12 protein-coding genes are annotated in these 11,736 nt (G+C 61.2%); 10 read left to right on the top strand and 2 right to left on the bottom strand.

Annotated elements, in window-relative coordinates; genetic code table 11:
• The first annotated feature begins 111 nt into the window (after window positions 1-111).
• The 3 genes from LAB08_RS20740 (at window position 112) to LAB08_RS20730 (ending at window position 3,881) form a co-directional block, all read left to right on the top strand.
• On the top strand, window positions 112-1,428 hold the full coding sequence (locus tag LAB08_RS20740) for a Na+/H+ antiporter family protein (protein ID WP_096509943.1): 1,317 nt from the start codon (window positions 112-114) through the stop codon (window positions 1,426-1,428).
• Window positions 1,429-1,634: 206 nt separating this feature from the next.
• Entirely contained in the window at window positions 1,635-3,317 is a 1,683-nt protein-coding gene (gene ctpM, locus LAB08_RS30885) for a methyl-accepting chemotaxis protein CtpM (protein WP_096509944.1), read from the top strand.
• 402 nt (window positions 3,318-3,719) lie between these two features.
• A complete protein-coding gene (locus tag LAB08_RS20730; protein ID WP_096509945.1) occupies window positions 3,720-3,881 on the top strand; it encodes a metallothionein in 162 nt (53 codons plus the stop codon).
• Window positions 3,882-3,951: 70 nt separating this feature from the next.
• Here the strand turns inward: LAB08_RS20730 and LAB08_RS20725 are convergent, their stop codons facing one another.
• Entirely contained in the window at window positions 3,952-4,179 is a 228-nt protein-coding gene (locus LAB08_RS20725) for a DUF6555 family protein (protein ID WP_096509946.1), read from the bottom strand.
• 147 nt (window positions 4,180-4,326) lie between these two features.
• On the opposite strand from LAB08_RS20725, the gene LAB08_RS20720 reads away from it, so the two are divergent.
• From LAB08_RS20720 to mnmH, 5 genes are all read left to right on the top strand, one after another.
• Entirely contained in the window at window positions 4,327-5,100 is a 774-nt protein-coding gene (locus tag LAB08_RS20720; RefSeq protein WP_096509947.1) for an AraC family transcriptional regulator, read from the top strand.
• Window positions 5,101-5,283: 183 nt separating this feature from the next.
• Window positions 5,284-5,457 carry a DUF1427 family protein gene (locus LAB08_RS20715; RefSeq protein ID WP_096509948.1) on the top strand — a complete coding sequence of 58 codons (174 nt, stop codon included), beginning with the start codon at window positions 5,284-5,286 and terminating at the stop codon, window positions 5,455-5,457.
• A 28-nt stretch (window positions 5,458-5,485) separates the two neighbouring features.
• Window positions 5,486-6,442, top strand: a complete 957-nt coding sequence (locus LAB08_RS20710; protein ID WP_096509949.1) for a quinone oxidoreductase family protein — start codon at window positions 5,486-5,488, stop codon at window positions 6,440-6,442.
• Window positions 6,443-6,581: 139 nt separating this feature from the next.
• A complete protein-coding gene (gene selD / locus LAB08_RS20705) occupies window positions 6,582-7,616 on the top strand; it encodes a selenide, water dikinase SelD (RefSeq protein WP_096509950.1) in 1,035 nt (344 codons plus the stop codon).
• The gene (gene mnmH, locus LAB08_RS20700; RefSeq protein ID WP_096509951.1) at window positions 7,616-8,719 is read left to right on the top strand and encodes a tRNA 2-selenouridine(34) synthase MnmH; all 1,104 of its coding nucleotides are present in this window, start codon (window positions 7,616-7,618) and stop codon (window positions 8,717-8,719) included. The genes selD and mnmH overlap by 1 nt, the downstream gene beginning before the upstream one ends.
• Window positions 8,720-8,825: 106 nt before the next feature.
• Here the strand turns inward: mnmH and LAB08_RS20695 are convergent, their stop codons facing one another.
• Window positions 8,826-9,500, bottom strand: a complete 675-nt coding sequence (locus tag LAB08_RS20695) for a histidine phosphatase family protein (protein ID WP_096509952.1) — start codon at window positions 9,498-9,500, stop codon at window positions 8,826-8,828.
• 370 nt (window positions 9,501-9,870) lie between these two features.
• On the opposite strand from LAB08_RS20695, the gene LAB08_RS20690 reads away from it, so the two are divergent.
• The gene (locus LAB08_RS20690) at window positions 9,871-10,581 is read left to right on the top strand and encodes a glutathione binding-like protein (protein WP_096509953.1); all 711 of its coding nucleotides are present in this window, start codon (window positions 9,871-9,873) and stop codon (window positions 10,579-10,581) included.
• Between the two features lie 143 nt (window positions 10,582-10,724).
• Entirely contained in the window at window positions 10,725-11,699 is a 975-nt protein-coding gene (gene hemB / locus LAB08_RS20685; RefSeq protein ID WP_096509954.1) for a porphobilinogen synthase, read from the top strand.
• The last annotated feature ends 37 nt before the right edge of the window (window positions 11,700-11,736 follow it).

The raw sequence follows: 11,736 nt of genomic DNA, 5'->3' as shown, positions 1-11,736 counted from the left end.
CCGCTGCTTCCTTCACAGTGCGCGCCCTCTAATAAAACCCATTCTTAAATCCGCTGGCGGCTCTTCGCAGACTGCCGGACGGAGTCTTTCCGTTTGTCTCGAGGTAATGAAATGAATGCAGTGATTGCCGCGGTCGGCATCATGCTGATACTTAGCTTGTCCCGCGTGCATGTGGTCATCGCGTTGATCGTCGGTGCGCTGGTGGGTGGCCTGACCGGTGGCCTGGGCATCGACGCGACACTCAAGGCCTTCAACAGCGGCCTCGGCGGCGGGGCGACGGTGGCGTTGTCCTACGCGCTACTTGGCGCTTTCGCCGTGGCCATTGCCAAGTCCGGTCTGGCCCACGCCCTGGCCGACAAGGCACTGGCGATGGTCGATCGCCAGCACGCCAGTGGTGGGGGACAGGTCAAATGGCTGTTGATCGGCCTGCTCTGGGTGGTGGCCATTGCCTCGCAGAACATCTTGCCGATACATATCGCGTTCATTCCGCTGCTGGTGCCACCGCTTTTATACGTGCTGACCAAGTTGCAACTGGACCGCCGATTGATCGCCTGCGTCATGACCTTCGGCCTGATCACCCCGTACATGTTCCTGCCGGTGGGCTTCGGCAATATCTTTCTCAATGAGATCCTGCTGGCCAACGTCGCCCGCAGCGGTGTGGACATCAGCGGCATCAACGTCACCCACGCCATGGGCATCCCGGCGCTGGGCATGCTGGCCGGGCTCGGGGTGGCGTTTATCAGCTACCGCAAAAAGCGCGTCTACGATCTGGAAAAGATCGCGCAAGTGGAGCAGGTGGCCGTGCAATACAACCCGTTGAGCCTGATGGTGGCAGGCCTGGCCATCGCGGCGGCGTTCATCATTCAGTTGCTGCTGGACTCGATGATCATCGGTGCGCTGGCGGGCTTCCTGCTTTTTTCGCTGTCGGGCATCGTCAAGTGGCGTGATACCGATGACCTGTTCACCGAAGGCATGAAAATGATGGCGATGATCGGTTTCATCATGATCGCCGCCTCGGGGTTCGGCGAGGTGATCAAGGCGACCGGGGACGTGCAGACGCTGGTTGAGGCGTCGGCCGGCTGGATCGATCACAGCAAAGCCATTGGCGCGTTGATGATGCTGCTGGTCGGCCTGCTGGTGACCATGGGCATCGGCTCGTCGTTTTCCACGGTGCCGATCCTGGCGGTGATTTTCGTGCCGTTGTGCGTGCAGCTGGGTTTCAGCCCGATTGCCATCGTGTGCATCGTCGGCACCGCCGGCGCCCTGGGCGACGCCGGTTCGCCGGCCTCGGATTCGACCCTCGGCCCGACCTCCGGCCTGAACATCGACGGCCAGCATCACCACATCTGGGACACCGTGGTGCCGACCTTCCTGCACTACAACCTGCCGTTGCTGGCGTTTGGGTGGCTGGCGGCGATGGTGCTGTAACCCGGTTTCCCTGACACCCTACAATCACTGTTGGAGCGAGCCTGCTCGCGAAGGCGGTGTATCAGTCGATGCATTTGTTGCCTGACACACCCTCTTCGCGAGCAGGCTCGCTCCCACAGGGGGCGGTGCGACCTTGACCTCAACTTTTGACCTGGCGTGCCGTTAAAGCCTTTACCCACGCCAATAAAACCAAAAGAGTGAACGTCATGCGCATGAGCCTGAAGGCCAAAGTCCTGTCCCTTGCCGTCCTCCCGGTGTTGCTCTTCGCGCTGGTCATCAGCCTGACTACATTGTTCATCCTCCAGGGCCAGGCCCGTCACGAAGTCGAGCAAACCCGCGAGCGCCTGCTCAGCGATGCCAAGGCCACCCTGCAAAGCTATGTGGCCGTGGCCATGACCACCATCAAGCCGCTGTACGACGCCGCCGCCCAGGGCGATAACGCCGCGCGGACCCAGGCGATCAAGTTGCTGTCGAACATCAAGTACGGCAAGGAAGGCTACTTCTTCGGCTACGACTCCGAGACCGTGCGCCTGTTCAAGGCCAACGACCCTGAAGGCGTGGGCAAGAGCTTCAAGGACAATCGCGACCCGAACGGCGTCTACGTCAACCGCGACCTGGTGAAAGTCGCCAAGGACGGGAGCCATTACCTGCAATACAGCTCGCCGCTACCGGGCAACGCACAAGTGTTGGTGCCGAAACTCGGCTACACCGAATACCTGTCGAAGTGGGACATGGCGGTCGGTACCTCGGTCAACCTCGACGGCATCGAGGCGCAAGTGGCCGCGGTCGAGGCTCAGGTTCAGGAGCGCATGCAAGGCGTGGTGCTGAGCATCGTCGGTGTGGCCGTGGTGGTGCTGTTGCTGATTGCGGCGGCCGGGATGTTATTGGCCAACACCATTTTGCGTCCGCTGAACCTGATGAAAGCCAACCTCGACGACATCGCGGCGGGCGAGGGCGACCTGACCCGGCGCCTGACCATCACCAGCCAGGATGAACTGGGTGAGCTGGCCGGTTCGTTCAACCGTTTCGTCGACAAAATCCACGGCCTGGTACGTCAGATCACCGAAATGACCTCGCAACTGACCGGGCTGGTGACTCAGGTTTCCGACCAGGCTCACCGTTCGGACCAGGCCATGGAGCGCCAGCGTCACGAGACCGATCAGGTGGCCACGGCGATCAATGAAATGTCGGCCGCCGCCCAGGAAGTGGCCAAGAGCGCGCAGAACGCCGCGGTGGCCGCGCAGCAGACCGATGAAGAAGGCCAGGCTGCCAAGCGCGTGGTGGCCGGCAGCATCGTGAAGATTCATGCGCTGGTGGATGACATTCGCAGCAGCGGCGTCTCCCTCGACAGCTTGCAAAAGGACGTGTCATCGATTGTCAGCGTGCTCGGGGTCATTCGCTCGATTGCCGAACAGACCAACCTGCTGGCGCTCAATGCGGCGATCGAAGCGGCCCGCGCCGGTGAAGCCGGACGCGGTTTTGCGGTGGTGGCCGATGAAGTGCGGGCATTGGCCAGTCGCACGCAAATCAGCACCCAGGAAATCCAGGGCATGATCGACCGTTTGCAGGCCGGCACCCAGTCGGCGGTGGAAGCCATGCGTCGTTCCAGTGAGGCCGGTGACGGTACTTCGGCGCAGGCCAACGAAGCCGGCGCGTCCCTCGACACCATGGCGCAACTGATCGCCACCATCAATTCGATGAACGCGCAAATCGCCAGTGCAGCCGAAGAGCAGACCGCCGTGGCCGAAGAGATCAACCGCAGCGTGCATCAGATTGCGGTGGCGGTGGATAACGTGGCTGGCGAGACCCAGTTGGGTGCGCAGACATCGCGCAGTCTGGCGGAGCTGGGGCAGCGCCTGGGCGGCCTGGTCGGGCAGTTCCGTATCTGACACGCCCCACTTGTAGGAGTCGGCTTGCCGGCGAAGGCGTTCGCATGGGCGCTGCAAGTCTTGAGACCGCCATCGCTGGCAAGCCAGCTCCCACAAGGGCCGGGGATGAATGAACAATTTACGGCTGGCGCAACACCTGTAGGAGCCGGCTAGCCGGCGAAGGCGTCCGCATGGGCGCTGCAAGTCTTGAGACCGCCATCGCTGGCAAGCCAGCTCCCACAAGGGCCAAGGATGAATGAACAATTTACGGCTGGCGCAACACCTGTAGGAGCCGGCTTGCCGGCGAAGGTGTCTTTATTGGCGACGCAAGTCTCGAGGCTGCCTTCGCTCGCAAGCCAGCTCCTACACTGGTAGGACGGGGTGTTTTGTTCGGCCCCGACCACTGCATAAGGAGTCAGCACCATGACCGATGACCGTAAATGTGACTGCCCTAAATGTAACTGCAAGCTTGGTGAGCATCCGATCGTGCGTCACGGCAAGCACTTTTGCTGTGAGGCCTGCGCCAAGCACCATGAGCACGGTGAAGAGTGTGCCAATCAAGGTTGCAAGTGCGCTCATGGCTGACAGCGATCACGCATTGGAAAGCGGAGCCCGTTCGGGCTCCGCTTTTTTTCGGGCGGCAGGCGCCAAGGCATCAGTTCGCCGGTCGCCACTTGACGTTTTCCACACCGAACTTCTCTGCCATCGGCTTGCTGGTCTTTTGCACTTTTTCCCGGCCAAAGCGCGGGATCCGGCCCACCCCCGCGTCGCAACTCGCCCAATGCCAGGCTTCGGCGTTGTCCATTTTTTCCAGACGAATGATGAACGATTTGGGGACGCCATGAAGGGTGTACTCGATGACGAAGAGTTTTGCGTTGTTCATATGGCCCGTATTCCTCCCTGTGGTACATAAACGGATCGCGGGTCAGACGGAAAATTCAGTCAAATTGTCAGACGGTTGCGCTCCTGGCGGCCTGTCCGGGGTCTGGTTAACATAAAGCCTTCCCTCCAAAGCTAATGATCATAGCCCATGGCCCTTGCTGCCCCGCCGGATCTGAGTGACACCGATGTGCCCGTGCAACCGCTGGCGCGTACCTATCCGCGCGGGCTGTTCATCGAGCCGCACGAGCATGTCTGGGGGCAGTTGCTGTACGCGATGAGCGGAGTGATGTGGGTCGAGACACCCCATGAGGCGCTGGTGGTGCCGCCGCAACGGGCGGTGTGGCTGCCGCCGGGGGTGCCCCACGGGATTCGCGTGGTGACGGACCTGCAAATGCGCAACATCTACCTGCGACCTTCCCTGGCGGCAACGCTTGATGACAGCGTGCAGGTGATTGAGGTCGGCGGGCTGCTGCGGGAGTTGATCGTCGGCCTGGTGGAGCAGGGCGACCACGGTGCCCCCGAGTATTACGACGCATTGGTAGGGCTGGCATTGTTGGAGCTCAAGCGGGCCCGGCGCTCGCTGATGAAAATCCCTTTGCCGGACGATTCCGACCGGCGGCTGATGAACCTGTGCCAGGCGGTCATGGCCCAGCCATCCCTGGACATACCTTTCGAACAGCACGCCGAAACCGCCGGTGCCAGCGTGCGTACCCTGGCGCGACTGTTCAAGGATGGCCTGGGCATGGGTTTTGCCGAGTGGCGGCGCCAGGTGCAACTGGCGACGGCGGCGGCAGAGTTGATCCAGGGCGTACCGGTCAGTGCGATTGCCCGGGAACTGGGCTATTCCCCCAGTAGCTTCAGCGACATGTTCCGCCGGGAACTGGGTGTCGCGCCTTCGCAGTATTCGACCCAAAACCTGTAGGCGCTGGCTTGCCAGCGATTGCGTCCTCACAGGCAATCGCCTGAAGCACCGCGTTCGCTGGCAAGCCAGCTCCTACAGGTTCGCGTAGCGGTGTTTTGGCCGAAATTCAGAAGCACTTGGCCGATGCGCGAGGCCACCCCGCTCTAGACTTCAGGCATACCTCAATTGCCCGCGGAGTCTGCCATGAGCTACTTCATTTCCCTGTCGATCGGCCTGGGTGTCGGCCTGATCTACGGCGCCCTGGATTTTCGTTCCCCTGCACCGCCAGCCATCGCCCTGGTAGGCCTGCTGGGCATGCTGGCCGGTGAAAAACTCTGGCCGATGGGCCGTCAGTTGGTCGCTGGCTGGATCTCCTGAATCCCTGTATCTACTGGATGGAAACCACATGAAAGCTTTGCAGTTCGACAAAACCGGTGATCTCGCGGCCTTGCGCTACGTCGAGGTGCCCACCCCCGTGCCCGGTGCCGATGAAGTGTTGGTCGAAATCAAGGCCGCCGGGCTCAACCCAAGCGATGTGAAGAACGTCCTGGGACGTTTTCCCTACACCACGTTGCCAAGGATTCCCGGTCGTGATTTCGCCGGCATCGTCGTTGAAGGTCCGCAAGCACTGATCGGCCAGCAGGTCTGGGGTACGGGTCGTGAATTGGGCTTTTTCGCCGATGGATCCCATGCACAGTTCGTCAAACTGCCGGCCAAGGGCGTCGCGATCAAGCCCAGTCATCTGAGTTTTGCCCAGGCCGCCAGCCTTGGCGTGCCCTATACCACGGCGTGGGATGCGCTGGAGCGCAGCCTGGTGACCGCTGAAACCCGTTTGCTGGTGATCGGCGGCGGGGCGGTCGGCAGTGCCGCGCTGGCATTGGCGAAAGTGCGCGGTGCCCAGGTGCTGGCGGCGGCGCGGCGGCCGGAGCAGGTCAAGGATTTGCAAGCCCAGGGTTACCGGACGCTGCAACTGGACAAGCCCGAGGACCTGGGGGCGCAGGTGAATGCGGTGTTCACCGGTGGCGCTGACGTGATTTTCGACACCACGGGCTTCTGGCTACCAGCCTCCGTCGCAGCATTGGCCACCTTCGGCCGTATCGCGATCATCGCCGCACCGGTGGATGGCATGGTGCAGCTGCCGGCACTGGCGCTGTATCGCAAGGGCGGCTCGGTGGTAGGGATCAACTCGCTGCTGTACGGCGTACAGGCCTGCGCGGCGATGCTCGATCAGTTCGGCCAATTCTTCGATCAGGACCTGTTGCCATTGCCCCAGGGGCTGTTCGAGTCGCCGTTGGCCGAAGGTTTGGCGCGCTACGCGGAAGTCAATCAGGGCAGTGGTGACAAGGTGATTTTGCTGCCATAACCCCTCTCACTGTAGGAGCGAGCCTGCTCGCGAAAGCGGAGTGTCATCCAACGTTGACGTGCCTGACTCACCGCTTTCGCGAGCAAGCCCGCTCCCACAAGGCTAGAATCGGCCTCATCGATCCTACGAGGTACCCCCGATGAGTGAACCGATCCGTCTGACCCAGTACAGCCACGGCGCTGGATGCGGTTGCAAGATTTCCCCCCAGGTACTGGAAGTGATTCTGGCCGGCAGCGGGGCGCAGAATCTGGACCCCAGACTCTGGGTCGGCAATGCCTCCCGTGACGATGCGGCGGTGTACGCCATCGATGAAGAGCGCGGCGTGGTATCGACCACGGACTTTTTCATGCCAATCGTCGACGATCCCTTCGATTTCGGCCGTATCGCCGCCACCAATGCCATCAGTGATATTTACGCCATGGGTGGTGACCCGTTGATGGCGATTGCGATCCTCGGCTGGCCGGTCAACGTGCTGGCGCCGGAGATTGCCCGGGAAGTGATCCGCGGCGGCCGTTCGGTGTGCGATGAGGCAGGCATCCCTTTGGCTGGCGGGCATTCCATCGATGCGCCGGAACCCATCTTCGGCCTGGCCGTCACTGGCCTGGTGGAAAAACGCCACATGAAGCGCAACGACACCGCCACCGCCGGTTGCCTGCTTTACCTGACCAAACCGTTGGGCATCGGCATCCTCACCACCGCCGAGAAAAAGGGCAAGTTGCGCAATGCCGACATCGGCCTGGCCCGTGACTGGATGTGCACCCTGAACAAACCCGGTAGCCGCTTTGGCAAGCTCGATGGCGTGACGGCGATGACCGACGTCACCGGTTTCGGGCTGCTCGGGCATCTGGTGGAAATGGCTGACGGCAGCAACCTGACTGCACGTATCCAATATGACCGGGTGCCGCGTCTGGCGGGGGTCGAGTATTACCTCGAACAAGGCTGCATTCCCGGCGGGACGCTGCGTAATTACGACAGCTACGCCAGCAAGCTCGGACGCTTGCAGGAACTGCATAAACGCGTGCTGTGCGACCCGCAGACCAGTGGCGGGCTGCTGATCGCCGTCACCCCGGACAGCAACGAGCAGTTCTTGAAGGTGGCTGCGGGGCTGGGCCTGGACCTGGCACCGATTGGTGAACTGATCGAACGACAGACACACGCGGTCGAGGTGTCCTGATGGCTGTCGACAGCACCGATTACCGCGATATCTTCCTCAACGACCGGCCGATGATGGATGTCCGCGCGCCGGTCGAGTTTGCCAAGGGCGCCTTCCCCGGTGTGGTCAACCTGCCGCTGATGAACGATCACGAGCGGCAACGGGTCGGCACCTGCTATAAGCAACAGGGTCAGCACGCCGCCATTGACCTGGGCCATCAACTGGTGTCCGGCGCGGTCAAGGCCGAGCGCATCCAGGCCTGGGCGGACTTCGCCCGGGCGCATCCCGATGGGTATTTGTATTGTTTTCGCGGCGGACTGCGCTCGCAGATCGTCCAGCAGTGGCTCAAGGACGAGGCCGGTATCGACTATCCGCGGGTGGCTGGCGGCTACAAGGCCATGCGCAATTTCCTGTTGAATACGGTCGATCAGGCCGTTGCCCAGTGCGATTTCGTGCTGCTGGGCGGTATGACCGGCACCGGCAAAACCGAAGTGCTGACGCAATTGAACAACGGGCTGGACCTTGAAGGTCACGCCAATCATCGCGGTTCCAGTTTTGGTAAACGCGCCACGGGCCAGCCGGCCAATATCGACTTTGAGAATCGTATTGCCGTGGACCTGCTGAAAAAGCGCGCCCTTGGCTGTGAGCAATTCGTGCTGGAAGACGAGAGCCGGGCCATCGGCAGTTGCGCGTTGCCGTTGTCGCTGTATCAGGGGATGCAGCAGTTTCCGATGGTCTGGCTCGAAGACAGCCTGCAAGGACGGGTCGAGCGGATCCTGCGTGATTATGTGGTGGACCTGTGTGCCGAGTTCATCCGCGTGCATGGCGACGACGGTTTTGTGCTGTTTTCCGAACGCTTGCTGGACAGTCTGAACAATGTGCAGAAACGCCTGGGTGGCGAGCGGCATCGGCGGATGCTGGTGCTGATGGAAGACGCCCTGGCGGAGCAGGGACGCAGCGGCGCGGTGGATTTGCACCGGAGCTGGATCGAAGGGCTACTGGTTGAGTATTACGACCCGATGTATGCGTTTCAGCGGGAGAAAAAGGGCGCGCGGATCGAGTTTGCCGGGGAGCGGGGGGCGGTGCTGGCGTATTTGCGGGAGCGGGGCAGTCTGCGGGGGTGATGGTGGGTTTGCCGGCCCCTTCGCGAGCAGGCTCGCTCCCACATTGAATCTGTTCCCTGTGGGAGCGAGCCTGCTCGCGAAGAGGCCCCAACAGGCAGTGGAGAACTCAAATCGGACAAGTCTCAGGCCCATTATTCAGCCCTTGCTTGTAGGTGTGGCTTTGCAGGCTGGCCTTGCCGTTATGCCAGGTCAGGGTCAGCACATACAGCGAATCGTAATCATTGGATTCCCAATCCTCGGTGATGGTCTGCTTCTCACCGACGGCGTCCCCGGCGACCTTGTTGATCAGCTCCGGCAGGTAGCCGTGGGACCAGGCGGTGTAGATCACCGAGTTGTGATACTTGTCATGCAGCAGTTCCTCGGCCAGGTCGCTGGTGTCGTTGGCCGAGAAATTGATATTCACCGGCAAGCCGAGCTTGATCGCACTGGGGCTGATGGTCATCAACGGGCGGATGTAGCTGTAGGAATTGTTTAGCTCGCCTTCCTCGACATTGCGTGTCGGGTTGGCGGCAAACACATAGTCGGCCTTGCCGAATTTTTCCGGCAGCAGGGTCGCCAGGTCGATGGCGCGGTTCAGGCCCTGGCAATTGAGCTGGCCCAGGCCGCCGGCAGGCTTTTCAGCGTGGCGCAGGAACACCAGCGTCTGCGTGCCGTCCGCCGGTTGAGCGCGGCTTTCGCGGGCCTCCAGCAACATGAACAACGCACCCGCCGCCAGCAGGGCGGGCAGGAATATAAAGGCGCGGTGTTTGAAGCGATTGGCGAGTTTCAGAAAGTTCGTCATCGAAAATGGGTTCTTCAGCGTATTGGGTGAAGGCTGACAATCCTTTATACCGCGAATTTCCTGCGTCGGGTGTTTTCCATATCGTTTAAGCCAGTCCGTTTATAACGGACAGTGCTCAGAGTCCCCTGAGGCCCATTTGGTTCGATTCCGGCCACGGGGTGCAGCAATGTACCGGTAACCTTAAACAGGTGCGTGTAAAGGTTATCGACAGGATGTTGCGAAATTGTGGACACAATACACTGTCTGGTGCATCAGAGCGCTGTGATCTCCTTTGATCTTGACCATCAACGGTATTGATGGCGCCACGCGTCACACCCCGCACCATCTGCATTATGATCGACATTCTCAATTGTCCCGTGGACCCATCCCCATGACCGATTTGTCTGCATTCCCCATCACCAAAAAATGGCCGGCCCGGTATCCGGAGTGGATTCAGCTGTACTCCTTGCCGACCCCCAACGGCGTCAAGGTCTCGATCATGCTCGAAGAGATCGGCCTGCCATACGAGCCACACCGCGTAGGGTTCGACACCAACGATCAGATGTCTCCCGAATTCCTGTCGTTGAATCCCAACAACAAGATCCCGGCCATCCTCGATCCGCACGGCCCGGATGACCAACCGCTACCGTTGTTCGAGTCCGGGGCGATTCTGATTTACCTGGCCGACAAGAGCGGGCAACTGCTGGCCCAGGAGTCGGCGGCACGTTATGAAACCATCCAGTGGCTGATGTTCCAGATGGGCGGGATCGGCCCGATGTTCGGCCAGCTCGGCTTTTTCAACAAATTTGCCGGCAAGGACTACGAAGACAAGCGTCCCCGTGACCGCTACGTCGAAGAAAGCAGGCGCCTGCTGGCTGTCCTCGATAAACGCCTGGAAGGCCGGGACTGGATCATGGGCGAGCGCTACACCATTGCCGATATCGCCACCTTTCCGTGGGTGCGCAACCTGATCGGCTTCTATGAGGCCGGCGATCTGGTAGGTATCCATAATTTCCCTAACGTCACCCGGGTGCTGGAGCGCTTCCTGGCGCGGCCGGCGGTGAAGCGCGGGCTGGAAATCCCGAACCCCGTCTCCAACTAATCACTACCCCCTGTGGGAGCGGGCTTGCCCGCGATGAGGTCGGCATATCCAACATCTATGTTGAATGTACCGCCGCCATCGCGGGCAAGCCCGCTCCCACAGGGTTTTGAGTACATCTAATCTCCGATTTTCAGGATTTGCCCATGTCCAGCCAGTTCCCCGAAGCACGTCCACGCCGTCTGCGCCGCAATGCGAGCCTGCGCAGCCTGTTCCAGGAAACCGAGTTCAGCCTGAACGACCTGGTCCTGCCGATCTTCGTCGAAGAAGAGATCGACGACTTCGTGCCGATCAAAAGCATGCCCGGGGTGATGCGCATTCCGGAATCGAAACTGGCCGGTGAAATCGAGCGTTATGCCCGGGCCGGGATCAAGTCGGTGATGACCTTCGGCGTGTCCCATCACCTGGACAGCAATGGCAGCGACACCTGGCGCGAAGACGGTCTGGTGTCGCGCATGTCGCGCATTGCCAAGGACGCGGTGCCGGAAATGATCGTCATGTCCGACACCTGTTTTTGTGAATACACCGATCACGGCCATTGCGGCGTGCTGCACAACCATGAAGTGGATAACGACCAGACCCTGATCAACCTTGGCAAGCAAGCCGTAGCGGCGGCCCGCGCCGGTGCCGACGTGATTGCGCCGTCGGCGGCGATGGACGGCCAGGTCCGGGCCATCCGCCGGGCACTGGATGAGGCCGGTTTCACCCAGACGGCGATCATGGCCTATTCGACCAAATTCGCTTCGGCGCTCTATGGCCCGTTCCGCGAAGCCGGGGGCAGTGCGCTCAAGGGCGACCGCAAAAGCTATCAAATGAACCCGATGAACCGCCGCGAGGCGGTGCGCGAATCGTTGTTGGACGAACAGGAAGGCGCCGATGCGCTGATGGTCAAGCCGGCAGGTGCCTACCTGGACATCATCCGCGACATCCGCGAAGCCTCGCGCCTGCCCCTGTCGGCGTATCAGGTCAGCGGCGAGTACGCGATGATCAAGTTCGCCGCGCAGGCGGGGGCCATCGACGAAGAGCGCGTGGTGCGCGAAAGCCTGGGGGCGATCAAGCGGGCGGGGGCGGATCTGATCTTTACCTACTTTGCGATGGACCTGGCCCTGGCCGGGATCTAAAACCAGCCAACAGCCCCTGTGGGAGCGGGCTTGCCCG

It is taken from the genome of Pseudomonas izuensis, assembly GCF_002356535.2.
Classification (GTDB): domain Bacteria; phylum Pseudomonadota; class Gammaproteobacteria; order Pseudomonadales; family Pseudomonadaceae; genus Aquipseudomonas; species Aquipseudomonas izuensis.
The sequence above is the reverse complement of the archived record's forward strand: the minus strand, read 5'-3'. Positions and strand labels throughout refer to the sequence as shown.